Genomic DNA, 23,860 nt, shown 5'->3' on the forward strand with positions numbered 1-23,860 from the left:
GGGACCGTCGCGCAGGGCGCGGCGGCGTGCAAGGCGGATTCAGTCGTTCATTGAGCGTCGGGCTGCACCTCCGGCGCGGCCTGCTGGAAGGCCGGAAGCGTCTCGCAGCGTGCAACGATCTCGAGAATGCGTGGATACGCCGCGAGGTCACAGGCAAAACGGCGCGCATTGTATACCTGCGGCACCAGGCATGCCTCCAGATAACCTGGCCGATCGTTCAGGGAAAGCCTGCCATCGAAACATTCCAGGCCCTCTTCCACGGCAGCGAGACCCTGACCGACCCAGTGCTGATACCACGCGTTCTTGGCCTCGTCGTCGACACCCAGTTCGGCGGAGAGGTACTGCAACACACGCAGGTTGTTCAGCGGATGGATCTCGCAGGCGATGTGCATGGCCAGGGCGCGCACCTGGGCGCGGCGAACCGGATCGTCCGGCAGCAGCGCCGGCACCGGGAACACTTCTTCGAGGTATTCCAGAATCGCCAGCGACTGATTGATGCGCGCCCCACCGTTGGCTTCGTCAACCAGCAACGGCACCAGCTGCTGCGGGTTGAGGGCGCGGTAATCGGCCGCACGCTGCTGGCCGCCATCCTTGACCAGATGCACCGGCACCTGCCGGTAGGCCAGCCCCTTGAGGTTCAGCGCGATGCGCACCCGGTAGGCGGCACTGGAGCGCCAGTAACCGTAGAGCGTCAGCTCAGTGCTCATAGCGCTCGACCTGCTGATCGATGGCGCCAAAGATGCTCTGCCCGGCGGCGTCGAACATCTCGATGCGCACCCGATCGCCGAACTTGAGGAATGGCGTCTTCGCCTCGCCGTGCTCGACCACCTCGAGCATGCGCTTCTCGGCCAGGCAGGACGAGCCGGCGCTGCGGTCGTAGTTCGACACGGTGCCCGAGCCGATGATGGTGCCGGCGCCCAGTGGGCGGGTGCGCGCGGCGTGGGCGACCAGGGTCGGGAAGTTGAAGGTCATGTCGGTGCCGGCATCCGGCTGGCCAAACAGCTCACCGTTGATATGCGAGACCAGCGGCCGGTGCACCTTGCCGTCGCGCCAGGTTTCGCCCAGCTCGTCCGGCGTCACCGCCACCGGCGAAAAGCTCGACGACGGCTTGCTCTGGTAGAAGCCGAAGCCCTTGGCCAGCTCGCCGGGAATCAGGTTGCGCAGCGAGACGTCGTTGACCAGCATCAGCAGCTGGATGTGCGACGCCGCCTCGGCCGGCGTCGCGCCCATCGGCACGTCGCCGGTGATCACCGCCAGCTCGCCTTCCAGGTCGATGCCCCAGGCCTCGTCGGCCAGGCGGATCGGGCTGTGCGGCGGGATAAAGGCATCGGCGCCGCCCTGGTACATCAGCGGATCGTGCCAGAAGGATTCCGGCATCTCGGCGCCGCGCGCCTTGCGCACCAGCTCGACGTGGTTGACGTAGGCGCTGCCGTCGGCCCAGTGATAGGCGCGCGGCAGCGGGCTGTGGCAGGCGGCCTGGTCGAAGGCGAAAGCGCCCTCCTCCAGCCCGTCGTTGAGACGCTGGTAGACCGCCTCCAGCTTCGGCTTGCAGTAGTTCCAGTCATCCAGCGCGGCCTGCAGCGTGGCGGCGATCTGCGGCACTTTCACCGCCTGGGCGAGATCACGGGAAACGACGACGAGCACGCCGTCGCGGCCCTGGTTGAGGGTTGCGAGTTTCATCAGGATTCCTTGCCCGGCGCACGCCAGGAGTTGACGTATTCGGGGACATCGACGGCTGCGGCAGCCTCGCCGACTTCCAGCGCGCGGCGGGTGTCGATCATCACCGCCACCTCGTCGGCAAAGGTCGCCGGGTCGGTGCTGGCCTTCTTCAGTGCCTTCGGGTGCGGCCCGTGGGGGAAGCCGCAGGGGTGGAAGGTCACCATGCCCTGCTCGATGTTGTCGCGGCTGAAGAAGTTGCCGCGGTGGTAGAACAGCACTTCGTCGTAGTCATCGTTGTTATGGAAGAACGGCACCTTCAGCGCGCCCGGATCGGATTCCACCGGCCGCGGCGTGAAGGTGCAGACCACGAAACCGTTGGCGACGAAGGTGGTGTGCGCCGACGGCGGCAGGTGGTAGCGATGGCTCATCAGCGGGCGGATGTCGCGCCAGTTGAGCCGTACCACGGTGTTGTCGCCGTGCCAGCCGACCACGTCCAGCGGGTTGTACGGGTAGGTCACGGTGGTGATCTGGTCTCGCCGCTTGATGCGGATCTGCCAGGGGTTTTCGTCCTGCTGCGCGCGGAAGGCGTCGTCCAGGCGCGGATGGTCGAGCACCGCGGCGTCGAAGATGGCGTGCGGGCCGACCAGGCCTTTTTCCGGCAGCTGGTAGGCGCCGTCGGTGTTCTCGATCAACAGCATGAACACCGGCTGCGTCGCCTCGATGCGCCAGGCGGTGCCGCGCGGGATCATCAGGTAGTCGCCGTCGCGGAATTCCAGGTGGCCGAAGTCGCAGTACAGATGCCCGGCGCCCTCGTGGATGAACAGCAGTTCGTCACCGTCGCCGTTGCGCACCAGATGACGCATGGCGCCGTTGGTCTTCCACAGGCGCAGCTTGACGTCGGCGTTGTGCAGCGCCAACGGCGCCTGCAGCGGGCAGTCGCCTTCGCTGGGGATGTGGTTGAAGTTGAAGGCGTGCGGGCGCAGCGGGCCTTCCCAGTCGATCCAGCCGGTCGGCGGATGCTTGTGATGCAGATGCGAAGCCGGGCCGAAGAAGCCTTCCCGGCCCATTTCGCGCTCGTAGGTGCCCTGCGGAAAATCGCAGTGCGCCTGACGCGAACTCTCACCCTCGCGGATGGGGAAACTGATCCATTTGCGGCTCATGTGCCTCTCCTCGTGATACCGCGTGATCTCAATGGCGGCGCAGTGGGTGCCGGTGCGTAGGGTGGATGTCGCGAAGCACATCCACGCGTTGGTCGGCCCGACACGGACGCGTGGAAGATGCTTCGCAGTCTTCCACCCTACGGTTCTCGACTTACTCGCCCGCCTTGATCACGCCACGACGCACCTGGTCTTCCTCGATGGATTCGAACAGCGCCTTGAAGTTGCCTTCGCCGAAGCCCTGGTTGCCCTTGCGCTGGATGATCTCGAAGAAGATCGGGCCGATCACCGTGTTGGTGAAGATCTGCAGGAGGATGCCGTCGTCCCCCGGCGCGCCGTCGATCAGCAGGTTCAGCTCGCGCAGCACATCGGTTGGCTCGCCATGGCCAGCGACGCGGGTATCGACCTTCTCGTAGTAGGTGTCCGGGGTGGTCATGAAATCCACGCCGTTGGCACGCAGGCGGCGCACGGTCTCGTAGATATCGTCGGTGGACAGTGCGATGTGCTGGATGCCCTCGCCGTGATATTCGCGGATGAATTCCTCGATCTGCGACTTGTCGTCGGCCGACTCGTTGATCGGGATGCGGATCTTGCCGCAGGGCGCGGTCATGGCGCGGGAGAACAGACCGGTCAGCTTGCCTTCGATGTCGAAGTAGCGAATCTCGCGGAAGTTGGCGATGCGCTCGTAGAAACCGGACCAGACATCCATCTGCCCGCGCTTGACGTTGTGGGTCAGGTGATCGATGCACATCAGGCCGACGGCGTTGTCGTTCGGCGTACGGCCTTCGATGTATTCGAAGTCGACGTCGTAGATGCTCTTGTCACCGTAGCGGTCGACGAGATACAGCAGCGAGCCGCCGATGCCTTCGACGCAGGGGATGTTCAGCTCGCCGAAGTTGGCGTGGCTGCCGACCAGCTTGGCGCCCTGGGATTCGACGTAGGCGGCGGCCTGGGCGGCATTCTTCACCCGGAAGGCCATGGCGCAGGCGCTCGGGCCATGCCTCTCGCCGAACTCGCGCACATGCCCGGTGGGGCTGCCGTTGAGCACGATGTTGATGTCGTGCTGCTGGAACAGCCAGACCTCCTTGGAGCGGTGCTTGGCGGTTTCGGTAAAGCCCATCTGGGTGAACAGCGTGCGCAGCTGCTCGATGCCTTCGGCATTCGGCGCGGTGAATTCGACGAACTCGAAGCCGTCGGTGCCGATGGGGTTGTGCTGTTCGATCTTGTTCACGGCGTTCATATCGCCTCCTGATTATTGTTGTGAGGACTGCCGCTGCACGGCTTGGCTGGCCCCATCACACCCCAGGCCAGGGCGGCGAACAATGCTGTTTACGGGCACGGAAAGCGGCTGGCCCCAGCCCTGCTGTCAGGTTTTCCTTACAGCAACTTTTTTGCTGAAAAGCCTGGCCCGGCGGCTTGCCAGCCGTAACGAAAAGCTGACAGCCTGGTGCGACAAGCTGCCGCACATGTCATTTGGCGCATGGGATCGCTCATAAAAAAGGTGGGCTGAAGCCCACCTCATGAAGGCCTGCGTCGGCCTGCTATGGGAAGGACCTGAGCCCACCAAAACGGCTTCCTGAGAAGCCCGCAGCATTCTTGTAAGGTGGGCTTCAGCCCACCTGCGCGTATTGCACGGACGACCGTGATCCGCTAGATCAAGCCCATGAGGTTGAGGAACACCAGCACGATGGCCACCGGAGTGCCGTAGCGCAGCAGGTTCCACCAGGCCAGGAACAGGCCGTTACTACGAATGCCGATCGCTTCGCTGACCACCTGTTTTTGCAGCACCCAGCCGGTGAACAGCACCGTGCCCAGCCCGCCCAACGGCATCAGCCAGTTGGTGGTCAGGTAGTCCAGGGTGTCGAAGAAGGTCTTGCCGAACAGCTGATAGTCCGCCCAGTGATTGAACGAGAACACGCTGCCCAGGCTCAGCAGCCAGAGCACCAGACCGCTGCCCAGCACCGCCTTGGTCCGGCTGATGCCGAAGCGCTCGGTGAGCCACGCGATGCTCGGCTCGGAAAGCGAGATGGCCGAGGTCAGCGCGGCGATCACCAGCATGATGAAGAACAACCCACCGACGATTTGCCCCAGCGGCATCTGGCCAAAGGCGATCGGCAACGTGACGAAGATCAGTCCCGGCCCGGCACCGGGCTCCAGGCCATTGCCGAACACCAGCGGGAAGATCGCCAGGCCGGCCAGCAGCGCCACCGCAGTATCGGCCAGCGCCACCAGAATCGAGGTCTTGGCGATGGAGGTGCCTTCCGGCAGGTAGGAGCCGTAGACCATCATCGCGCCGCAGCCCAGGCTCAGGGTGAAGAAGGCATGACCGAGGGCGATCAGCACGCTCTGCGCGGTCAGCGCGGAGAAATCCGGGACGAAGAGAAACTGCAGCGCCTGGGCGAATTCGCCTTCGATGGCGGCGTAGACGACCAGCACCAGCATCAGCACGAACAGCCCTGGCATCAGAAAGCGCAGCGATCGCTCCAGCCCGCCGCGCACGCCGAAGCCGACGATCAGCATGGTCGCCGCCAGCACCAGCGTGGCGCAGACCACTAGGCGCAGCGGGTCCGCCAGCAGCGCGCCGAACAGCTCACCGCTGGCCTCGCCGCTGACCCCAGCGAAGCCGCCGCTGAAGGTCGCCGGCACATAGGCCAGCGCCCAGCCAGCCACCACCAGATAGAAACTCAGGATCAGAAAGCCGGTCAGCCCGCCGAGCCAGCCGACCACGCGCCAGCGCGAACTGGCTCCGGCTTCACGGGCCAGCCGAGCGACGGCGCCATCAGGATTCGCCCGACCGCGGCGGCCGATCATTACCTCGGCCATCAGCAGCGGAATGCCGATCAACAGGATGCAGGCGAGATAGACCAGCACGAAGGCGCCGCCGCCGTTCTGCCCGGTCACGTAGGGAAATTTCCAGATATTGCCCAGGCCCACAGCGGAGCCGGTGGCGGCGAGGAAGAACACCCAGCGGGAGGACCACAGGCCTCGGCTGGCGTTGTCCTGGATGCGTGCGCGCGCGCCGGCGAAGGTGCCGGCCGCGAGGCTGGTTTTATCGGTCATTGCGGATTCCTGCTTGTTGTTTTTGTCAGGGATGGTGCGAACGAACGGAGCGGGCACGGCGCTGGCGATCAGAGCCCGCCGCCCCGCTCAGCGAAGGCCGGCGCACTCGGGCGACCGGCCATGTGCCGTCATGAGGCCTGCCGCTGCAGCGTCGCGACCTGCGGCGCGCCGCCGGCCTGCAAGCGTTCGAGCGCCAGGCGGTCGGCGATCACCGAGGTGCATTCGCCGCTGGCGGCGGCCCGCTCGAAAATCTCGCGCAGCGTGCCGGCGATGGCGTTCACATGGGCATCGATCTGCGCGGCGCTGCCGCCGTTGCGCTGGTAGTAGACGTCGATGATGCCGCCGGCGTTGATTGCGTAGTCCGGCGCGTAGAGCTGGTTGCGCCGCTGCAGTTCGACGCCGATCTCGGCGCTGGCCAGCTGGTTGTTGGCCGCACCGGCGATCACCGGGGCACGCAGCACTTGCAGGGTCTGCTCGTTGAGAATGCCGCCCATGGCGCAGGGCGCGAAGACGTCTACATCGAGACCGTAGATGTCCTGCGGGCGCACCACGTTGGCTCCCAGCTCGTCCATCGCCTGCTTGACGTTGGCATCGAAGATGTCCGCCACCCACAGTTCGGCGCCGGCCGCCTTCAGGTGCCGCGCCAGACCCAGGCCGACATGGCCGACGCCCTGGATCGCCACCTTCAGCCCGGTCAGATCGTCACGACCGAGGCGCTGGCGCACCGCTTCCTTGAGGCCGACGAACACGCCGTAGGCGGTGGACGGCGAAGGGTCGCCGCTGGCGACGCTGCCGTCGAGCAACGTGCGCGGCGTGGCGCCGACCACATGGCGGGTGCGCTGGGCAAAGGCCTGCATTTCGGCATCGCCGGTGCCGGAGTCGGCGGCAGTGATGTAGCGCCCGCCAAGGCTGTCGACGAAGTCGCCCATGGCGTGCAGCAGCGCCTGGCTCTTGCCGGTATGCGGGTCGCCGATGATCACCGCCTTGCCGCCGCCGAGCTTGAGCCCGGCCAGCGAGGATTTCAGCGTCATCCCGCGCGACAGCCGCAGCACATCGCGCAGGGCCTCGTCGTCACTGGCATAGGGGAACATCCGGCAACCACCCAGCGCCGGACCGAGGCGCGTGTCGTGGATGGCGATGATGGCTTTCAGACCCGACGCCTGGTCATGGCAGAAGACCACCTGTTCGTGGCGGTCGAAGTCAGGATGAGCGAAGACGGACATTTGGTTACCTCGTTCTTGTTGGTCTGGTGGCCTGTCACGGACAGGGCCTCGTTAGCGGGTAGCGCCTGCGGCGGTGTGCTCATGCGGGGTGATCGATTTCACTCCGCTAGCGCACTGCGAACTACGCCGCCGGCTGGAACAGCCGTACGCTCTGTACCTCGTCGCCTTTGGCCAGCTGCTCGCGGAGCAACTTCTCCTGCTGGCGGGCCTTGGCGATGGAACGCTCCTTCACCGGGCCGTAGCCGCGGATCTGTTCCGGCAGCGCGGCGATGGCCACGGCGGTGCGGTAGTTGGTCGGCTTGAGCTGGGCCAGCAGCTCGTCCACGGTCTTCTCGTACTCGCTGATCAGCTGCCGCTCGACGCGGCGGTCGTGGCCATAGCCGAACGGATCGAGCGGTGTGCCACGCAGGAAGCGGAACTTGGCCAGCACGCCGAACACATTGAGCACCCACGGCCCCAGCTCGCGCTTGCGCGGCTCGCCGGTGACGGCGTCACGCTTGGCCAGCCAGGCCGGGGCGAGGTGGAACTGCAGCTTGTAGTCGCCCTCGAACTGCGCCTCGAGCTGCTGGCGGAATTCCGGCTCGCTGTAGAGGCGCGCCACCTCGTACTCATCCTTGTAGGCCAGGAGCTTGAAGTAGTAGCGGGCGACGGCCTTGGACAGCGCCAGATCGTCCGCGCTATCGGCATCGCGCACGCGCTCGACCAGCTGGCGATAGCGGCGCGCCAGCCCGGCGTTCTGGTAGCGGGTAAGGAAATCCACGCGCCACTCGACGATCTCTTCCAGGGTCTTGCAGATCGGCTCCGCTATTTCGGCCGGACGAGCCAGCTGTTCGACTGCTTCACGCTCTAGCACGGCACGGCGGCCCCAGCGGAAGGCCTGCAGATTCAGCTTGGCGGCAACGCCATTGAGTTCGATGGCCTTCTCGATGGCCTCCGCGCTGATCGGCAGCAGCCCCTGCTGATAGGCAAAGCCGAGCAGGAACAGGTTGGTGGCGATGCTGTCGCCCAAGAGCCGCGTGGCCAGGCGGGTGGCATCGACGAAGTGGGTCTTCTCGGCGCCGACCGCGTCGCTGATCGCCTGGCGCATGGCCGCGCCGGGCACCTGGGCGTCCGGGTTGCGAGTGAACTCGGCGGTGGCGGACTCGTGGCTGTTCACCACGGCATTGCTGATCTGCTCGTTGAGGCGGGTCAGTGACTCGTCGCCCGCCGCGACAATCAGGTCGCAGCCGAGCAGCAGGTCGGCTTCACCGGCGGCGATACGCACCGCGTAGATGTCGCTCTGCTTAGCGGCGATGCGCACGTGGGTGGTCACCGGGCCGAATTTCTGCGCCAGACCGGCCTGGTCGAGCACGGTGCAGCCCTTGCCTTCCAGATGCGCGGCCATGCCGAGCAGCGCGCCAAGGGTAGTCACACCGCTGCCGCCGACACCCGGAATCAGCACGTTCCATGGGCGATCCAGCGTTGGGTGCTGAGGCTCGGGCAATGTCGCCGCCTCGATACCGCCGGCTACGGCTTCGGGCTTACGCAACCCGCCACCATGCACGGTGACGAAGCTCGGACAGAAGCCCTCGACGCAGGAAAAGTCCTTGTTGCAGGCGTTCTGATCGATCTCGCGCTTGCGCCCCAGTTCGGTTTCCAGCGGCAACACGGCGAGGCAGTTGGACTTCTCACCGCAATCGCCGCAACCCTCGCACACCGCCGGATTGATGAAGGCGCGCTTGGCCGGGTCTTCCAGCTTGCCGCGCTTGCGCCGACGACGCTTCTCGGTGGCACAGGTCTGGTCATAGATGATCACCGAGACGCCCTTGAATTCGCGCAGCTCGCGCTGCACCGCATCCAGTTCGCGGCGGTGATGGAAGCTGGTGATCGGCGCGAAAGTATCGCGGGTCGGGTACTTGTCCGGCTCGTCGCTGACCAGGGCAATGCGCTTGACGCCCTCGTGGAAGATCTGCCGACTGAGCTGATCGACGCGCAGCTCGCCGTCGATGGGCTGGCCACCCGTCATGGCCACGGCATCGTTGTAGAGAATCTTGAAGGTGATGTTTACGCCGGCTGCCACTGCCGCACGCACCGCGAGGCTGCCGGAGTGGAAATAGGTGCCGTCACCGAGGTTCTGGAACATGTGCGGGGTGTCGGTGAACGGCGCCTGGCCGATCCAGTTGACGCCCTCGCCGCCCATCTGGGTAAAGGTCTCGGTGCGCCGGTCCATCCACTGCACCATGTAGTGACAGCCGATACCGGCCGAGGCGCGGCTGCCCTCGGGCACCTTGGTGGAGGTGTTGTGCGGGCAGCCGGAGCAGTAGTGCGGCGTGCGCACGGTGCTGTAGCTGCGCGCGGCCAGAGCCTTTTCCTTGGCGGCAAGGAAGGCCAACCGCGCCTGGATGCTGTCGCTGGTGTAGATCGGCGCGAGGCGCTTGGCGATCACCCGGGCGATCATCGCCGGGGTCAGCTCGGAGAGATTCGGCAGCAGCGAATTGCCGTGCTCGTCGAATTCGCCGACCACCCGCGGACGCTTGCTGACCGGCCAGTTGTAGAGCTGCCCGGTGAGCTGGTCCTCGATGATGCTGCGCTTTTCCTCGACCACCAGAATCTCGTCCAGCCCCTGGGCGAACTCGTGCACCGAGACCGGCTCCAGCGGCCAGCTCATGCCGACCTTGAGCACGCGCAGGCCGACCGAGGCGCACAGCGCTTCGTCCAGGCCGAGGTCGTCCAGCGCCTGGCGCACGTCGAGATAGGACTTGCCGGTGGTGATGATGCCCATGCGCGGATTCGGCGAATCAAGCATCACCCGGTTCAGGTTGTTGGCACGGGCGAAGGCCCGCGCGGCGTAGATCTTGTACAGGTTGAGGCGCTTTTCCTGAGCCAGCGGCGGGTCCGGCCAGCGGATGTGCACGCCGTCGTCGGGCAGTTCGAAATCTTCCGGGATGCGCGTCTGCATGCGCAGCGGATCGACTTCCACCACGGCGGAAGAATCGACGTTCTCGGCGATGGTCTTCAGCGCCACCCAGCAGCCGGAGTAGCGCGACAGCTCCCAGCCGATGATGCCGTAGTCGAGGATTTCCTGAACGTTCGCCGGATTCAGCACCGGAATCGAGGCGGCGATGAAGGCATGCTCGCTCTGGTGCGGCAGCGTCGAGGATTTGCAGCCGTGGTCGTCACCCGCCAGCAACAGCACGCCGCCGTTGGGCGACACACCCGCCGCATTCGCATGCTTGAACACGTCGCCGGCACGGTCGACGCCCGGCCCCTTGCCGTACCACATGGCGAACACGCCGTCGTACTTGGCGCCGGGGAACAGGTTGGTCTGCTGGCTGCCCCACACCGCGGTGGCGGCCAACTCTTCGTTGACGCCGGGCTGAAAGTGGATGGCGTGTTGCTTGAGGTAGTCGCGGGCTTCCCAGAGGCTCTTGTCCAGCCCGCCCAGTGGCGAGCCGCGATAGCCGGAGATGAAGCCACCGGTATTCAAACCACGGGCCTGATCACGCTGATGCTGCAGCATCGGCAAGCGGGTCAGCGCCTGGGTGCCGGTGAGGTACAGATGACCGGTAGCAAGCCGGTACTTGTCGTCCAGACGGATCTCGGCCAGAGACATGGGGCGCTCCTAATTTGTTGTTATCGGAGTCAGGGCAGCGTTGTTCGCTACCCGCCTGACGCAGTCATGGAGAAACCGCACGGTTGTTTCTCCACGCCGGCAATCGGCAGGGGATCACCCCACCGTCGCGTGTCGATTAACAGTCTGGCCGTGACGAAGAGAGATTTTCTTTCTACTTTTGCGGTAGAACAGCGCTTCTGTGCATGACCCATTCGCTAACAACAAGAAAACAGGCACGACCATGCAGACTTCGCCCCTAAGCAGCATCGATCGCAAGATCCTCCTGCTTCTGCAACACAACGCCGACCTCTCCGCAGCGGAAATCGCCGAGAAGGTCGAACTGTCGCAATCGCCCTGCTGGCGACGCATCCACCGCATGCAGGAGGAAGGGCTGATCGAGCGCAAGGTCGCCCTGCTCAATCCGAAGAAGCTCGGGCTGAACATGACGGTGTTCGTCAACATCAAGCTCTCGGCCCACGGACGCAGCAACCTCGACGAGTTCGAGCGGGCGGTGGTGGGTTACCCCGAAGTGCTGGAGTGCCACACCATGGCTGGCGAGTCGGATTACCTGCTCAAGGTGGTGGCGCGCGACATCGACAGTTACGAACGCTTCCTGCGCGACCAGCTTTTGCAACGCCCCCACGTGCAGGAGGCGCACTCGCATATCGCCATGAGCGAGGTGAAGCGGACCACGGAGTTGCCGCTGGATTGAGCCTTCAGACCGGGTTCGCGGCGGGCGGTGGACAAGGCGAAGCCGTTATCCACCCTACGGGCGAAGCAGCCGCACGAGGGAATGAAAGCGTAGGGTGGATAACGGCTAGAGCCTTTTCCACGGGTCCACCAAGATCGCCTCCGACACCGCCCCAGGTATCCGCATGCGTCGGGCCTGGTTACGGTGGATAAGGCTTCGCCGTTATACCCTACGCACCGACGCACCGCTTGCACTCCTACTCCTCCGGTATCCCTTCCAGCCGCGTGCCCCGCCCAATTCCCCGCTCGGCGAACCAGCCCTGATCCATCTCCAGGGCAAAACGTGCCGGGCGCTGCGAACAACGAATCTGGGTATTGAACGGCTCCAGATCGATCACATCGACCAGAAGCCCGTCCTCATCGAAGAACGCCGCCGACAAGGGCAGCGGTGTGTCCTTCATCCACAGGCAGTGCCGGCGCACTTCGTCGAAACGAAACAGCATGCCGCTGTCGGCGGCGAGTTCACTGCGCCCCATCAGCCCGCGCTCGCGCTGGGCGACGGTTTGCGCGTATTCGGCGTGCAGTTCATGTCCATCCAGGCGCAGCCGCAGCGGCTCATCCGCCTGGACGGTGCCTGCAAGCACCAGCAGTGACAGCAAAAGCGCAACAGGCATCGACCAACCTCCTCTAGCGCAGCGGGAACAGCCGGCCGCCGCCGCACTCATAAGCGAAGCGCCGCACCTGCGCGGCGACATAACGACAACAAGGGAGAACCCCACCGTGCTCAACAGAATAACCGCCGCCAGCGTCTACCTGGTGCAACGCTTCCTCCCCTCGCCCTTCGTCTTCGCCATCCTGCTCACGCTGATCGTGCTGATCGCCGCCATGCTCAGCACCGGTCAGGGCCTGACGGCCATGGCCCAGCACTGGGGCAACGGCTTCTGGAACCTGCTGGCCTTCACCATGCAGATGTCGCTGATCCTGGTCACCGGCCATGCCCTGGCACGGGCGCCGGCAATCAATCGCCTGCTCGACCGCATGGCGCGCATCCCACAGTCGCCCGGGCAGGCCATCATTCTGGTGACGCTGGTGGCGCTGGCCGGCTCCTGGATCAACTGGGGCTTTGGCCTGGTGATCGGCGCGGTGTTCGCCCGCGCGCTGGCGCGCCAGGTGCGCGGCGTTGACTATCCGCTGCTGGTGGCCTCGGCCTACTCCGGCTTCCTGATCTGGCACGGCGGCTTTTCCGGCTCGATTCCGCTGTCGCTGGCCAGCGGCGGCGCCGACCTGGAAAAGATGACCGGTGGCGCACTGACCGAGGCCATCGGCGTCGGCCAGACGCTGTTCGCCTCCTACAACCTGATCATCATCGCCGTGCTGGTGGTCGGCCTGCCGCTGCTGAACTGGGCCATGCAGCCGAAGACGCCGAAAGTGGTCGACCCGGCGCTGCTGGAAGAGCCCCAGCCGAGCGACATCCCACGGGAAACCGCCACCCAGCGTTTGGACGACAGCCGCATCCTCGGCCTGATCATGGTCGCGCTGGCGGTGCTGTTCTTCTACCGGCACTTCAGCGAGAACGGCCTGGCGTTGAGCCTGAACATCGTGATCTCGATCTTTCTCTTCGCCGGCCTGCTGATGCATGGCACGCCGGAGCGCTACATGCGCGCCATCGAGGAGAGCATTCGCGGCATCGCCGGCATCGTCGTGCAGTTCCCCTTCTACGCCGGGATCATGGGGATGATGGTCGGCGCCAATGCGACCGGCGTATCGCTCGGCCGGCAGGTCACCGACACCTTCGTAACCTGGTCGACTACCGAGAGCTTCCCGGTGCTGGCCTTTCTCAGTGCCGGGCTGGTCAACGTCTTCGTGCCCTCCGGTGGCGGCCAGTGGGCAGTGCAGGGGCCGATCATGCTGCCGGCCGGCGCCGCGCTCGGCGTGGCACCGGAAGTCACGGCCATGGCCATTGCCTGGGGCGATGCCTGGACCAACATGATCCAGCCGTTCTGGGCCCTGCCGCTACTGGGCATCGCCGGGCTCGGTGCCCGCGACATCATGGGCTACTGCCTGCTCTGCCTGGTGTTCTCCGGCGTGGTGATCGCTGGCGGGCTCTATTTCCTGACCTGAGGCCGGAGCATTCCGGACGGCGACGCTGTCCGGAATACTGGACCGCACTGTCCAGCATGCAAGACACAAGCGCCGTCCAATGATCTGGACACTCAAGATAAAGACGATGCAAATCAGCGAGTTGCGTATCTGGCACGGAACTCGCTAAATCACCGTGCGGCCTGTCCGCAGCCGAAACAAGAAAAACAATGCGCCTGCCGTGCAGCAGCGAGTCCCCGAATGCCCTCGGCAGCGTTCGGTCGTGCCGCACGGGGCCAGGAGATCGTCCCCGATGAGCGTCGTCATCGCCCTTGCTGCATTGGCTCTGCTGATGCTCGCCGCCTACCGCGGCTACAGCGTCATTCTGTTTGCTCCCATCGCCGCCATGGGTGCGGTGCTGCTCACCGACCCGTCCGCGGTGGCGCCGGCGTTCACCGGCATCTTCATGGAGAAGATGGTCGGCTTCATCAAGCTCTATTTCCCGGTATTCCTGCTCGGTGCGGTGTTCGGCAAGCTGATCGAAATGTCCGGCTTCTCGCGCTCCATCGTCGCCGCGGCGATCCGCCTGCTCGGCACCAGCCAGGCGATGCTGGTGATCGTGCTGGTCTGCGCACTGCTGACCTACGGCGGCGTGTCGCTGTTCGTCGTGGTGTTCGCGGTGTACCCGTTCGCCGCAGAGATGTTCCGCCAGAGCAACATGCCCAAGCGCCTGATCCCGGCGACCATCGCCCTCGGCGCATTCACCTTCACAATGACTGCCATTCCCGGCACGCCGCAGATCCAGAACATCATCCCCACCACCTTCTTCAACACCACCACCTGGGCGGCGCCCTGGCTCGGCCTGATCGGCACGATATTCGTGTTCGGCCTGGGCATGCTCTATCTCAAGTGGCAGCTCGGCAAGGCCATTGCCGCCGGCGAAGGCTACGGCACCAACCTGCGCAACGAGCCGGAGACGCCGGCCGATATCGCCCTGCCCAACCCCTGGCTGGCGCTGTCGCCGCTGATTCTGGTGCTGGTGGCCAACCTCCTGTTCACCCGCTGGATTCCCGAGTTCTACGGCACCAGCCACAGCCTGCAGCTGCCCGGCATGAGCGCACCGCTGGTCACCGAGGTCGGCAAACTCACCGCGATCTGGGCGGTGGAGGCCGCGCTCCTGCTGGGCATCGCCCTGGTGCTGGCGACCAGCTTCGGCACCCTGCGCGGCAAGCTCGCCGAGGGCAGCCGCACGGCGGTCGGTGGTTCGCTGCTGGCGGCGATGAACACCGCATCGGAATTCGGTTTCGGCGCGGTGATCGCCTCACTGCCGGGCTTCATCGTGGTGGCCGATGCGCTCTCGGCGATCCCCAATCCGCTGCTCAACGAAGCCATCACCGTCAACCTGCTGGCCGGCATCACCGGCTCGGCCTCCGGCGGCATGAGCATCGCCCTGGCGGCGATGGCCGACAGTTTCGTCGCTGCGGCGAATGCCGCGCAGATTCCGCTGGAAGTGCTGCACCGGGTTGCCTCGATGGCCTCCGGCGGGCTCGACACCCTGCCGCATAACGGCGCGGTAATCACCCTGCTGGCGGTCACCGGGCTGACCCATCGCGAATCCTACAAGGACATCTTCGCCATCACCCTGATCGCCACGGCCGCGGCCTTCTTCGTGATCGGCGTGTACTACGCTACCGGCATCGTCTGATCGCGGCGCTTCGCCGATTTCGGCGAGCATCACGACATCTGCGATTGCCTTCCGACAACAAGAAAAACGAGGCGCCGCCCAGCGCGGTCGCCGCCAAGCGGGAGAAACCATGAACCTCACAGGCAAGACCGCACTGGTCACCGGCTCCACCAGCGGCATCGGCCTCGGCATCGCGCTGAAGCTGGCCGAAGCCGGCGCCGACCTGATTCTCAACGGCTTCGGTGATGCCACGGCAGCGCTGGCCGAAGTCGGCCGGCACGGCCACAAGGTCGGCCACCACGGTGCGGACGTGTCCGACCCAGCGCAGATCGCCGAGCTGTTCGCCTACGCCGAGCGCGACTTCGGCGGCGTCGACATCCTGGTCAACAATGCCGGCATCCAGCACGTGGCGCCGGTGGAGGAGTTCCCGGTCGAACGCTGGGACGCCATCATCGCCATCAACCTGTCCTCGGCATTCCACACCACACGCCTGGCGCTGCCCGGCATGCGCCAGCGCGGCTGGGGGCGGATCATCAATATCGCCTCGGTGCACGGGCTGGTGGGCTCCGAGCAGAAGGCCGCCTACGTCGCCGCCAAGCACGGGCTGGTCGGGCTGACCAAGGTCGTCGCGCTGGAAACCGCCACCACCCCGATCACCTGCAATGCCATCTGCCCCGGCTGGGTGCTGACCCCACTGGTACAGCAGCAGATCGACGAGCGCGCGCGGGAAAGTGGTGACGAACAACGCGCCCGCCACGATCTGCTCGCCGAGAAGCAGCCCTCGCTGGACTTCGTCACCCCCGCGCAACTGGGTGCCATGGCACTGTTCCTGTGCAGCGAAGCCGGTGACCAGGTACGCGGCGCGGCATGGAACATGGACGGCGGCTGGGCAGCGCGCTGACGACGACTGGCCACCCGCGGCGAACGGCTGCGCATCGCAGGCTGTCTGTATCCCATTCAGGCGGACTGCCGCGCCGAGATCGCCAGAGGTTCAGGTCGGCAGCGCCGGACAGCCAAAAACCGTTTCGGGAGTGCCGATGCAAAGCCAGCTGCTGTATTTCGATGACGAGCGCGCCGCCGCCCTGCGGCTGGCCGAAGCCTCTGGGCTGGCCGCCGCGGCAGTCGAGCGCCACCGCTTTCCCGATGACGAACTGCGCCTGCGTCTGCCACTGGGCGAAGGCGAGGCCATCGCCGAGCAGCTGGTGATCTACCGCGGCCTCGACCATCCCAACGAGAAGCTGGTCGAGCTGCTGTTGATCGCTGGCGAGGCGCGCCGACTGGGCGCCAGGCGACTGATTCTGGTCACGCCTTATCTGGCCTACATGCGCCAGGACATCGCCTTCAATCCCGGTGAAGTAGTCAGCCAGCGGGTGCTTGGCCAGCTGCTGGCCAGCCAGTTCGACGGGCTGATCACCGTCGACCCGCACCTGCACCGCGTCGCCACCCTGCAGGAAGCCGTGCCGCTGGAAGATGCCGTCACGCTGTGCGCGGCACCGGCGCTGGCACGGCTGATCGCCGAGCGGCATCCCGAAGCCCTGCTGATCGGCCCGGATGCCGAGGCCCTGCAATGGATCGAAGCTGCCGCCGTCGAACATGGTTTCGAACACGGCGTGTGCAACAAGGTGCGCCACGGCGATCGCCAGGTCGACATCGCACTGCCGGCGCTGGCGTTTGCCGGGCGCCATGTAGTGCTGCTCGATGACGTCGCCAGTTCCGGCCGCACCCTTGCCAACGCCGCGGAGAAACTGCTGGCCGCTGGCGCCGCATCGGTGGACGTCGCAGTGACCCACGCGCTGTTCGCCGATGATGCGCTGGCGGTGATCCGCGCCGCCGGGGTCGGTCAGATCTGGAGCACCGACTGCATCGCCCATGAAAGCAATGCAGTGAGCATGGCCCCGCAACTGGCTGAGGCGCTCAGGCCGCTGCTTCGCTGAGGCGATAGGCAACGCGCAGCGGAGCTCAACCGCCTCGTGGACAAGGCGGTGCCGTTGTACACCCTACCCCTCATCCACCGCGCTCGGCTCGTCGGCCGCGATCTGCGCTGAGTCGCCATAGCGCTTCTGGCCGCGCTCGCAGAAGAATGCCCGGCGCTGGCTGCGCCCCAGCTCTTTCAGCCTGACCAGCGGAAGCCGGCAGCGCACGCAGGTGGTCTTGCCGTGGGCCAGCCAGTGCGCCTTGAGCACACCGGCCCGCTTCCACTCGAGAAACTCGAAGCTGTAGGTACGCGCCTCACGCACCAGCTCGCGCAATTTGGCCGCCGGCAGTTCGCCGATCAGCGACAGTGGGTGCACGCAAATGCGGTAGAGCACCTCGTTCTTGATGATGTTGCCGGAGCCGGCGAATAGCGTCTGGTCGAGCAGCGCATCGCAGGCCAATAGCCGCGGACGTTCGCGCAGCCGCTTGAGCGTGGCGCGCGGGCTCCAGGCGTCGCTCATCAGGTCCATGCTCCAGTCGTACGTCGCATCCAGCGGCCCTTCGATCAACTGCACCGAGCAGGCGTAGAAGTTCAGCTCGCCATTGGCAAAGCCCAGGCTCAGCCGTGCTACGGCGTCCTTGCGCTCGTTGATGCGGTAGCTGCCGAACAGCAGCAGGTGGATGCGGACGGAGACGTCCTCCAGCTCGATCAGGAAATGCTTGCCCCAGCTATGGAAGCCACGCACCACCTGACCGACCAGCCGGGACATGTCGATCTTGGCGCTGCCCTCGGCACGTTCGATGGTGCGCCCGGCGAATGCCGCGACTTCTTCACGCAGGATGACGATGGAAGGACCTTCGGGCATGGCTGCACCAGTGGCTGGGCTGTCTTGGATTTGAGACTCGCCAATGCCGCGAAGGTGCGCCCGCCGTTACCAGTCCAGTTGCAGCGTACTCTCGAATTCGCGCAGCGCTCCGCTCAGCGGATCGCTGAAGCGCAATCCACGCGCCAGCAGCTTCAGTGGCCGCGCGTAGTCGTCGGCCTCACGCTCGCTGCGCTCGAGCAGCTCGGGATAGAACGGGTCGTTGCAGATCCCAGCGCCGAGGGTGGCCATATGCAAGCGCAGCTGGTGCTTTTTGCCGCTGATGGGGGAGAGCCCGTAGCGCCAGAGGTCGCCGCGCCGTTCGAGCACCTCGATCAGCGTTTCGCTGTTCGGCTCACCGGCGCCCTCACGCATCAGGAAGAAGGGGTCGCCCGGCACCATGCACAGGCGTCGGCGCAGGGGGAATTCGAGATACGGCAGCGCCGGGCAGATCGCCTCGTAGCGCTTGCTGATCTCCCGCTCACGGAACAGCGCCTGGTAGGCACCACGGCTCTCCCGGTTGGCCGAGAACAGCACCAGACCGGCGGTGAGCCGATCGATACGATGAATTGGCACCAGATCGGCGTTACCCAGCCGTTTGGTGAGCCGCGCCAGCAGGGTTTCGTTGACGTATTCGCCGGCCGGCATCACCGAGAGAAAGTGCGGCTTGTCGGCTACCACCAGATGCTCGTCGACGTGCAGGATGCGTTCTTCGAACGGCACCGGGGTCTCATTCGGCACTTCGCGAAAGTAATGAATGCGCATGCCTACCCGATAGGCCTGCGCGGCATCGATCGGCTGCATCTGCGCATCCAGCACGCGGCCGCGGGCGATGCGATCGAGCCAGGTATCGCGACTGATCGCCGGGAAGTGCGCGCACAGGCAGTCGAGCACGGTAGGCCAATCGCCTGGCGGCAGATGCAGGGTGCTGGGGCGGGAGCTGGAAGCGGACATGAATGCAGCTACACGGTAGCGACGAGGGAGGTGGATGATACCTGCTCTGTCAGTAGCTGCCTCCCGTTGCGGGAGCGCTGTGGTAAGTGGCTGCTGAGCGCAGCACCGCCATAAGGCAGGCAATGCGCTCAGCGAAGACGCCAGGCGAGAGTGGCGCGTAGGCTCAATCAAGCTTTTCCTTGGTCACCTCGCCGGTGCGGCCATCGATGCTGAACTCGTACTTCTTGCCGTCCTGCTTCATGCCCTCGCCTTCCCAGCCATTGTCATCGGCCTCGATGCCATGCAGCTCGGTGTAGCCGGCGGCCTTGGCTTTCTCTACGGCCTGCTCAAGGCTGATCCAGTCGGCGCCGGGCTTGTCGGCGGCGAAGGCAGCACCAGAACCGAGAATTGCAACGGCGAGGGCGGCGGTCAGTGTCTTGTTGTACATCTCGTTTATTCCTTCTTCGAACGGGATCAGATCGGGCCATACGGTTGGCCCCTGCATGAATTACGAGCGCAGCGGCGGCCGCTAAGTTCAACCGCCGCGCCGCCAGCCGCCGGACGCTCACTGGCCCGATGTCGATTTCGCCCGGCGCCAATCGACTCTGTCACAGGGCCATTGCCGCGCGGCAGTGGCTCCGCGCTCGCTCCCCAATCCGCGCCCTGGAGGTCTACATGGCAACGCACAAGGTCGTATCCGATCAGGACTGGCTGGCCGCCCACAGCGCCCATCTGCAGGAAGAGAAACAGCTCACCCGCCAGCGCGATGCGCTCAGCGAAAAGCGTCGGCAACTGCCCTGGCGACGCCTTGCGCAGGACTATCGCTTTCATGATGCCAGCGGCGCGGTCCGCCTGAGCGAGCTGTTCGAGGGTCGCAGCCAGCTGGTGATCAAGCACTTCATGTTCGGCCCGAACTGGACCGAGGGGTGCGTCGGCTGTTCATTCGAGGCCGATCATATCGGCGGTGCGCTACTGCACCTGCTGCAGCATGACGTCAGCTTCGCCGCCATTTCCCGCGCGCCGTTCGACCGGCTGGAGGCGTTCCGCCAGCGCATGGGCTGGCAGTTCCGCTGGCTGTCGTCGGCCGGCAGCACGTTCAACCGCGACTTCCACGTGTCCTTCGATGCCGAGGACATCGTCGAGGGCAAGGTCTTCTACAACTACGCCTGGCAACCCTTCGTCTGCGAGGAGCTGTCGGGCTTCAGTGTTTTCTACCGCGACCCACGCGACATCTTCCACACCTTCTCGGCCTATGGTCGCGGCGCGGAAGAACTGCTCGGCACCTATGTCCTGCTGGACATGACGCCCAACGGTCGCAACGAAACGGGCCCGCGGCACAACCTCACCGACTGGGTACGCCTGCACGACCGTTACGACAGCGATGATCGCGTTGCTCCGAGCGGACGCCCAGAGCCCGCCGGCTGCTGCCACGAGCAGGCGCGACGCTGAGGCTACTGCCGTCGAATGAAGACGATCTGCGGGTCCATCTCGCCGTTGCTGAAGCGGAACTCCACCGCATCGCCCACGGCCAGCCCGCCGAGCTGTGCGGCGTCCGCCTTGAACGGCATCACCATCGCCGGCCACTTCAATTCCGGCACCGGCCCGTGGGCGATGGTGACGCTGCCCTGCTGGGCATCGATGGCGCGGATCACGCCTTCGGCCTGGTAAGCGGGCTCGGCCTCCAGGCTGTTGCCAGCCGCCACATCATCGACCGGTGGCGGTGTGGTGGAGGGCTTCAGCAGATCCTCGGCAGAGGCCTGACCACTCAGCCCGAGGGTCGCAAGCAGTACGAGAAACACAGTTTTCATGACGACTCACCCCGATCGATCGGTCGTGCTGACCTGCAGTAAGCGTAGTCCCCATGGCGCGGTTCGCCCTCGCCCGAACGGTGCATTCGCAGCCGCCTGGCGACGTTCAGTTTCGTTTAAGCAAGCCCCCGTAACCTGTGAATCGTCGAAACCAACCACAGGAATCAAAACCATGAAAACACTGACTACGCTGTTCACCGCCGCCACCCTCGCCCTCGGTGCCAACCTGGCCATGGCCAAGGACATCGGTCCCGACGAAGCACTGAAGCTGCGCGATGCCGGCACCATCCAGTCGTTCGAGAAGCTCAACGAAGCGGCTCTGGCCAAGCACCCCGGCGCCACCGTCGAGGAAACCGAGCTGGAAGAAGAGTACGGCCGCTACGTCTATCAGCTTGAACTGCGCGACGACAAAGGTGTGCAATGGGACGTCGAGCTCGACGCCAAGACCGGCGAAGTGCTGAAGGACCATCAGGACGACTGAGGCCATCCATGCGTGCCCCCCTTTTCGTAACCGTTCCACTGACCTTGCTGCTCGCTGCCACTCCGGCGGCGAGCCGCGACCTGGACCAGGATGAGGCCCTGCGGCTGCGCCGCGAGGGTCTGATCATGCCGCTGGAAGCTCTGCTCCAGCGCGCCATGGAGCGCTATCCGGGGGCCAGCCTGCTGGAAGCGGAGCTGGAGGAGGAAGATGGCATCTACGTTTACGAGATCGAATTGCTCACCACCGACGGCGTTGCCCGCGAGCTCGAACTGGATGCCCGCGACGGGCGCCTGCTCAAGGATGAAGAAGACTGATGCGCCTGCTACTGGTCGAAGACAACGTTCCGCTGGCCGATGAACTGGTCGCCAGCCTCAGCCGCAACGGTTATGCCATCGACTGGCTGGCCGATGGCCGCGACGCCGGATACCAGGGCGCCAGCGAGCCCTATGACCTGATCATTCTCGACCTCGGCTTGCCTGGCAAACCGGGGCTGGAGGTGCTGCGCGACTGGCGTGCCGGCGGCCTCACCACACCGGTGCTGATCCTTACCGCGCGCGGCTCCTGGGCCGAGCGCATCGACGGTCTCAAGGCCGGCGCCGACGACTACCTGACCAAGCCCTTTCATCCCGAAGAACTGCTGCTGCGCATCCAAGCGCTGCTGCGCCGTGCCCACGGCCTGGCCAACCAGCCCATGTTGCAGGCCGGCGGCCTGGAACTGGACGAGGCGCGCCAGTGCTGTCGCAAGGATGGTCAGGACATCGAACTCACCGCCGGAGAATTCCGCCTGCTGCGCTATTTCATGCTGCATCCGGGGCAGCTGCTGTCCAAAACCCAGCTGACCGAACACCTGTACGACGGTGAAACCGAGCGCGATTCAAACGTCATCGAGGTGCATATCAACCGGCTGCGCGGCAAGCTCGGCCGCGAGCTGATCGAAACGCGCCGCGGCCAGGGCTATCGCTTCGGCGGCCAGCCGTGAAGTCCATCCAGCGCAGCCTCAGCCTGGCGCTGATCGCCACCCTGCTACTGGTCGCGCTGGTGCTGGTGCAGACCAGCCTGTGGCTCTTCGAGTCAGGCCTCAGGCGCAGTCTGGAAACCGATCTGCGCGAGGAAACCGAGGGCCTGCTGATTGCCCTGGTGAAGGGGCCGAACGGCGATCAGCTGGACGTGCAGCGCCTCAACCCGCGCTATCAACGGCCGTTCTCCGGCCACTATTTCAAGATCGAACTGCCCGAGCGCACGTGGCGCTCCCGCTCGCTGTGGGACGCCTCGCCAGAATGGCCGGAACGCGCCGGCCTGGCGGACGAACTGCTCGACGGCCCGCAGGAACAGCGACTGCTGGGTTATCGCGCCGAGTACCGCCGCGACGGCCAGCCGATCATCATCAGCGTTGCGCAGGACTACACGCCGGTCCTCGAAAGTTTTGCCCGCGTGCGGCTGAGCGGTCTGGGCCTGGTCGGTTTCGCCCTGCTCGCCCTGCTGCTGTTGCAGCGCTATGCCATGGGACTGGCACTGCGCCCACTGGAGCGCGCGCGGCAGCAGATCGCCCAGCTGCAGCAGGGCCAGCGCCAGCAGCTGGACCAGCAGGCGCCCGTCGAGCTGCAGCCGCTGGTCGAGCAGATCAACCACCTGCTCAGCCACACCGAAGACACCTTGCAGCGCTCGCGACATGCCCTGGGCAACCTCGGTCACGCGCTGAAGACGCCACTGGCAGTGCTCGGCAGCCTGGTGCAACGCGAAGAACTCGCCGCCCACCCGGAACTGCAGGCCAGCCTGCAGGAGCAGCTGGAGCAGATCCAGCAACGGGTCAGCCGCGAACTGGGCCGCGCGCGGCTATCGGTGGACGTGCTGCCCGGTGCGCATTTCGACTGCGACGCGGAACTGCCGGCACTGTTCGATACGCTGGCGATGATCCACCGCAGCGGCCTCGACCTGCGCTGGCAGGCGCCCGCCGGCTGCCGCCTGCCGCGTGATCGCGAGGACATGCTCGAGCTGCTGGGCAATTTGCTGGATAACGCCTGCAAGTGGGCCCGTAGCCGCGTCGAGCTGAGCATCGAGCGCAGCGGCGATGGCTTCGTCCTGCTGGTGGACGACGACGGACCGGGGATTCCGGCGGCACAGCGCGAACAGGTCATCAACCGTGGCGTACGGCTGGACGAGTCGGCGGAAGGTCACGGGCTGGGGCTGGGGATCGTCAGCGATATCCTGACGGCTTGGCGTGGCGAGTGGAGTCTTGAAGAAAGCCCGCTGGGCGGTTTGCGGGTGCGCATCGCACTGCCGGCGACGCGCTGAGCATCATTGCGGACGAGCCAGTTCGTTACGCATGTCTTCAAGTATGGTTTCGACCAGCAGGGTGTTCTGCACCTGGTGCCCGGCCATGATGCGCGTGGCGTGGGTGCCATTGATCGGGTAGCCGACATGCACCAGCAGGCGACCGTCCGCTTGCGGCTCGACGCGCGTGCGGTACTGCGAGGTGAAGGTTTCGGCCAGGTAGCGGGAAAGAGTCTTCATGAAGCATCTCTAGCAATGAGCCTGAGACAAAGACCCTGTTCGTCGCTCGGAGATTCATGCCGTCCATCGGGAATCTACTGATCTTCATAGAACTGTAACGCTCATCACCCCTTCCGATCGCCGCTGCCATAGGCCAGCCAAGCCAGAAACAGCATCACAACGAACGCCGTGCAGGACATCACCAACGCATTGATCATCAGGCTCAT

At 65.3% G+C, this 23,860-nt stretch carries 23 protein-coding genes; 10 read left to right on the forward strand and 13 right to left on the reverse strand.

Features of this window, described 5'->3' with window-relative positions; translation table 11 throughout:
* Positions 1-47: 47 nt before the first annotated feature.
* From maiA to LW136_RS18350, 7 genes are all read right to left on the reverse strand, one after another.
* Positions 48-707 (reverse strand): maleylacetoacetate isomerase, encoded by a 660-nt coding sequence (maiA, locus tag LW136_RS18320; RefSeq protein ID WP_234173423.1) that lies wholly within the window; start codon positions 705-707, stop codon positions 48-50.
* Entirely contained in the window at positions 697-1,680 is a 984-nt protein-coding gene (locus LW136_RS18325; protein ID WP_234173447.1) for a fumarylacetoacetate hydrolase family protein, read from the reverse strand. The genes maiA and LW136_RS18325 overlap by 11 nt, the downstream gene beginning before the upstream one ends.
* Positions 1,680-2,819 carry a homogentisate 1,2-dioxygenase gene (locus LW136_RS18330; protein WP_017244864.1) on the reverse strand — a complete coding sequence of 380 codons (1,140 nt, stop codon included), beginning with the start codon at positions 2,817-2,819 and terminating at the stop codon, positions 1,680-1,682. The genes LW136_RS18325 and LW136_RS18330 overlap by 1 nt, the downstream gene beginning before the upstream one ends.
* Positions 2,820-2,970: 151 nt before the next feature.
* Entirely contained in the window at positions 2,971-4,056 is a 1,086-nt protein-coding gene (gene hppD / locus LW136_RS18335; RefSeq protein WP_234173456.1) for a 4-hydroxyphenylpyruvate dioxygenase, read from the reverse strand.
* A gap of 410 nt (positions 4,057-4,466) precedes the next feature.
* On the reverse strand, positions 4,467-5,876 hold the full coding sequence (locus LW136_RS18340) for a sodium-dependent transporter (RefSeq protein WP_234173457.1): 1,410 nt from the start codon (positions 5,874-5,876) through the stop codon (positions 4,467-4,469).
* 128 nt (positions 5,877-6,004) lie between these two features.
* Positions 6,005-7,099 (reverse strand): Glu/Leu/Phe/Val dehydrogenase dimerization domain-containing protein, encoded by a 1,095-nt coding sequence (locus tag LW136_RS18345; protein ID WP_234173460.1) that lies wholly within the window; start codon positions 7,097-7,099, stop codon positions 6,005-6,007.
* 121 nt (positions 7,100-7,220) lie between these two features.
* Positions 7,221-10,691, reverse strand: coding sequence for an indolepyruvate ferredoxin oxidoreductase family protein (locus LW136_RS18350; protein WP_234173472.1), 3,471 nt, complete (start codon positions 10,689-10,691; stop codon positions 7,221-7,223).
* A 241-nt stretch (positions 10,692-10,932) separates the two neighbouring features.
* Between LW136_RS18350 and LW136_RS18355 the strand changes: the two genes are divergently transcribed.
* A complete protein-coding gene (locus LW136_RS18355; protein ID WP_003281718.1) occupies positions 10,933-11,403 on the forward strand; it encodes an Lrp/AsnC family transcriptional regulator in 471 nt (156 codons plus the stop codon).
* A gap of 235 nt (positions 11,404-11,638) precedes the next feature.
* Here LW136_RS18355 and LW136_RS18360 read toward each other — a convergent pair whose 3' ends face one another.
* Positions 11,639-12,055, reverse strand: coding sequence for a DUF192 domain-containing protein (locus LW136_RS18360; RefSeq protein ID WP_234173473.1), 417 nt, complete (start codon positions 12,053-12,055; stop codon positions 11,639-11,641).
* 106 nt (positions 12,056-12,161) lie between these two features.
* Between LW136_RS18360 and LW136_RS18365 the strand changes: the two genes are divergently transcribed.
* The 4 genes from LW136_RS18365 (at position 12,162) to LW136_RS18380 (ending at position 17,078) form a co-directional block, all read left to right on the forward strand.
* Positions 12,162-13,502: a short-chain fatty acid transporter gene (locus LW136_RS18365; RefSeq protein WP_090519433.1), complete on the forward strand. Its 1,341-nt coding sequence runs from the start codon at positions 12,162-12,164 to the stop codon at positions 13,500-13,502.
* A 271-nt stretch (positions 13,503-13,773) separates the two neighbouring features.
* The gene (locus LW136_RS18370) at positions 13,774-15,165 is read left to right on the forward strand and encodes a GntP family permease (protein WP_234173476.1); all 1,392 of its coding nucleotides are present in this window, start codon (positions 13,774-13,776) and stop codon (positions 15,163-15,165) included.
* Positions 15,166-15,274: 109 nt separating this feature from the next.
* Entirely contained in the window at positions 15,275-16,045 is a 771-nt protein-coding gene (locus LW136_RS18375) for a 3-hydroxybutyrate dehydrogenase (protein ID WP_014821544.1), read from the forward strand.
* A gap of 136 nt (positions 16,046-16,181) precedes the next feature.
* Complete coding sequence (locus LW136_RS18380; RefSeq protein ID WP_234173478.1) at positions 16,182-17,078, forward strand: ribose-phosphate diphosphokinase; 897 nt, start codon at positions 16,182-16,184, stop codon at positions 17,076-17,078.
* 63 nt (positions 17,079-17,141) lie between these two features.
* Here the strand turns inward: LW136_RS18380 and LW136_RS18385 are convergent, their stop codons facing one another.
* The 3 genes from LW136_RS18385 to LW136_RS18395 form a co-directional block, all read right to left on the reverse strand.
* Positions 17,142-17,924, reverse strand: coding sequence for a DNA-formamidopyrimidine glycosylase family protein (locus tag LW136_RS18385; protein ID WP_234173480.1), 783 nt, complete (start codon positions 17,922-17,924; stop codon positions 17,142-17,144).
* Between the two features lie 66 nt (positions 17,925-17,990).
* Positions 17,991-18,875, reverse strand: coding sequence for an RluA family pseudouridine synthase (locus LW136_RS18390; RefSeq protein ID WP_234173482.1), 885 nt, complete (start codon positions 18,873-18,875; stop codon positions 17,991-17,993).
* A 163-nt stretch (positions 18,876-19,038) separates the two neighbouring features.
* Positions 19,039-19,302, reverse strand: a complete 264-nt coding sequence (locus LW136_RS18395) for a PepSY domain-containing protein (RefSeq protein WP_102832107.1) — start codon at positions 19,300-19,302, stop codon at positions 19,039-19,041.
* Between the two features lie 227 nt (positions 19,303-19,529).
* Here LW136_RS18395 and LW136_RS18400 point away from each other — a divergent pair, with 227 nt between their 5' ends.
* Positions 19,530-20,303, forward strand: coding sequence for a DUF899 domain-containing protein (locus tag LW136_RS18400; RefSeq protein ID WP_234173483.1), 774 nt, complete (start codon positions 19,530-19,532; stop codon positions 20,301-20,303).
* 2 nt (positions 20,304-20,305) lie between these two features.
* Here the strand turns inward: LW136_RS18400 and LW136_RS18405 are convergent, their stop codons facing one another.
* The gene (locus LW136_RS18405) at positions 20,306-20,662 is read right to left on the reverse strand and encodes a copper-binding protein (RefSeq protein ID WP_234173485.1); all 357 of its coding nucleotides are present in this window, start codon (positions 20,660-20,662) and stop codon (positions 20,306-20,308) included.
* 172 nt (positions 20,663-20,834) lie between these two features.
* Between LW136_RS18405 and LW136_RS18410 the strand changes: the two genes are divergently transcribed.
* Genes LW136_RS18410 through LW136_RS18425 form a run of 4 tightly spaced genes read left to right on the forward strand, consistent with a single transcriptional unit; the run spans position 20,835 to position 23,435 of the window.
* The gene (locus LW136_RS18410; RefSeq protein ID WP_003301967.1) at positions 20,835-21,143 is read left to right on the forward strand and encodes a PepSY domain-containing protein; all 309 of its coding nucleotides are present in this window, start codon (positions 20,835-20,837) and stop codon (positions 21,141-21,143) included.
* Positions 21,144-21,151: 8 nt separating this feature from the next.
* Positions 21,152-21,457: a PepSY domain-containing protein gene (locus LW136_RS18415; protein ID WP_003301964.1), complete on the forward strand. Its 306-nt coding sequence runs from the start codon at positions 21,152-21,154 to the stop codon at positions 21,455-21,457.
* Positions 21,457-22,122 (forward strand): response regulator transcription factor, encoded by a 666-nt coding sequence (locus LW136_RS18420; protein WP_023444663.1) that lies wholly within the window; start codon positions 21,457-21,459, stop codon positions 22,120-22,122. The genes LW136_RS18415 and LW136_RS18420 overlap by 1 nt, the downstream gene beginning before the upstream one ends.
* The gene (locus tag LW136_RS18425) at positions 22,119-23,435 is read left to right on the forward strand and encodes a sensor histidine kinase (protein ID WP_014821558.1); all 1,317 of its coding nucleotides are present in this window, start codon (positions 22,119-22,121) and stop codon (positions 23,433-23,435) included. Before LW136_RS18420 ends, LW136_RS18425 begins: the two co-directional genes overlap by 4 nt.
* Before the next feature lie 3 nt (positions 23,436-23,438).
* On the opposite strand, the gene LW136_RS18430 is transcribed toward LW136_RS18425, so the two are convergent.
* Positions 23,439-23,654 carry a hypothetical protein gene (locus LW136_RS18430; RefSeq protein WP_003281738.1) on the reverse strand — a complete coding sequence of 72 codons (216 nt, stop codon included), beginning with the start codon at positions 23,652-23,654 and terminating at the stop codon, positions 23,439-23,441.
* Positions 23,655-23,860 lie beyond the last annotated feature (206 nt).

Source organism: Stutzerimonas kunmingensis (assembly GCF_021432085.1).
In the GTDB taxonomy this organism is placed as follows: Bacteria; Pseudomonadota; Gammaproteobacteria; order Pseudomonadales; family Pseudomonadaceae; genus Stutzerimonas.

Coding starts and splice junctions, on each gene's coding strand:
- maiA (WP_234173423.1), bottom strand. CDS start 707: ATGAGCACTGAGCTGACGCTCTACGGTTACTGGCGCTCCAGTGCCGCC.
- LW136_RS18325 (WP_234173447.1), bottom strand. CDS start 1,680: ATGAAACTCGCAACCCTCAACCAGGGCCGCGACGGCGTGCTCGTCGTC.
- LW136_RS18330 (WP_017244864.1), bottom strand. CDS start 2,819: ATGAGCCGCAAATGGATCAGTTTCCCCATCCGCGAGGGTGAGAGTTCG.
- hppD (WP_234173456.1), bottom strand. CDS start 4,056: ATGAACGCCGTGAACAAGATCGAACAGCACAACCCCATCGGCACCGAC.
- LW136_RS18340 (WP_234173457.1), bottom strand. CDS start 5,876: ATGACCGATAAAACCAGCCTCGCGGCCGGCACCTTCGCCGGCGCGCGC.
- LW136_RS18345 (WP_234173460.1), bottom strand. CDS start 7,099: ATGTCCGTCTTCGCTCATCCTGACTTCGACCGCCACGAACAGGTGGTC.
- LW136_RS18350 (WP_234173472.1), bottom strand. CDS start 10,691: ATGTCTCTGGCCGAGATCCGTCTGGACGACAAGTACCGGCTTGCTACC.
- LW136_RS18355 (WP_003281718.1), top strand. CDS start 10,933: ATGCAGACTTCGCCCCTAAGCAGCATCGATCGCAAGATCCTCCTGCTT.
- LW136_RS18360 (WP_234173473.1), bottom strand. CDS start 12,055: ATGCCTGTTGCGCTTTTGCTGTCACTGCTGGTGCTTGCAGGCACCGTC.
- LW136_RS18370 (WP_234173476.1), top strand. CDS start 13,774: ATGAGCGTCGTCATCGCCCTTGCTGCATTGGCTCTGCTGATGCTCGCC.
- LW136_RS18375 (WP_014821544.1), top strand. CDS start 15,275: ATGAACCTCACAGGCAAGACCGCACTGGTCACCGGCTCCACCAGCGGC.
- LW136_RS18380 (WP_234173478.1), top strand. CDS start 16,182: ATGCAAAGCCAGCTGCTGTATTTCGATGACGAGCGCGCCGCCGCCCTG.
- LW136_RS18385 (WP_234173480.1), bottom strand. CDS start 17,924: ATGCCCGAAGGTCCTTCCATCGTCATCCTGCGTGAAGAAGTCGCGGCA.
- LW136_RS18390 (WP_234173482.1), bottom strand. CDS start 18,875: ATGTCCGCTTCCAGCTCCCGCCCCAGCACCCTGCATCTGCCGCCAGGC.
- LW136_RS18395 (WP_102832107.1), bottom strand. CDS start 19,302: ATGTACAACAAGACACTGACCGCCGCCCTCGCCGTTGCAATTCTCGGT.
- LW136_RS18400 (WP_234173483.1), top strand. CDS start 19,530: ATGGCAACGCACAAGGTCGTATCCGATCAGGACTGGCTGGCCGCCCAC.
- LW136_RS18405 (WP_234173485.1), bottom strand. CDS start 20,662: ATGAAAACTGTGTTTCTCGTACTGCTTGCGACCCTCGGGCTGAGTGGT.
- LW136_RS18410 (WP_003301967.1), top strand. CDS start 20,835: ATGAAAACACTGACTACGCTGTTCACCGCCGCCACCCTCGCCCTCGGT.
- LW136_RS18415 (WP_003301964.1), top strand. CDS start 21,152: ATGCGTGCCCCCCTTTTCGTAACCGTTCCACTGACCTTGCTGCTCGCT.
- LW136_RS18420 (WP_023444663.1), top strand. CDS start 21,457: ATGCGCCTGCTACTGGTCGAAGACAACGTTCCGCTGGCCGATGAACTG.
- LW136_RS18430 (WP_003281738.1), bottom strand. CDS start 23,654: ATGAAGACTCTTTCCCGCTACCTGGCCGAAACCTTCACCTCGCAGTAC.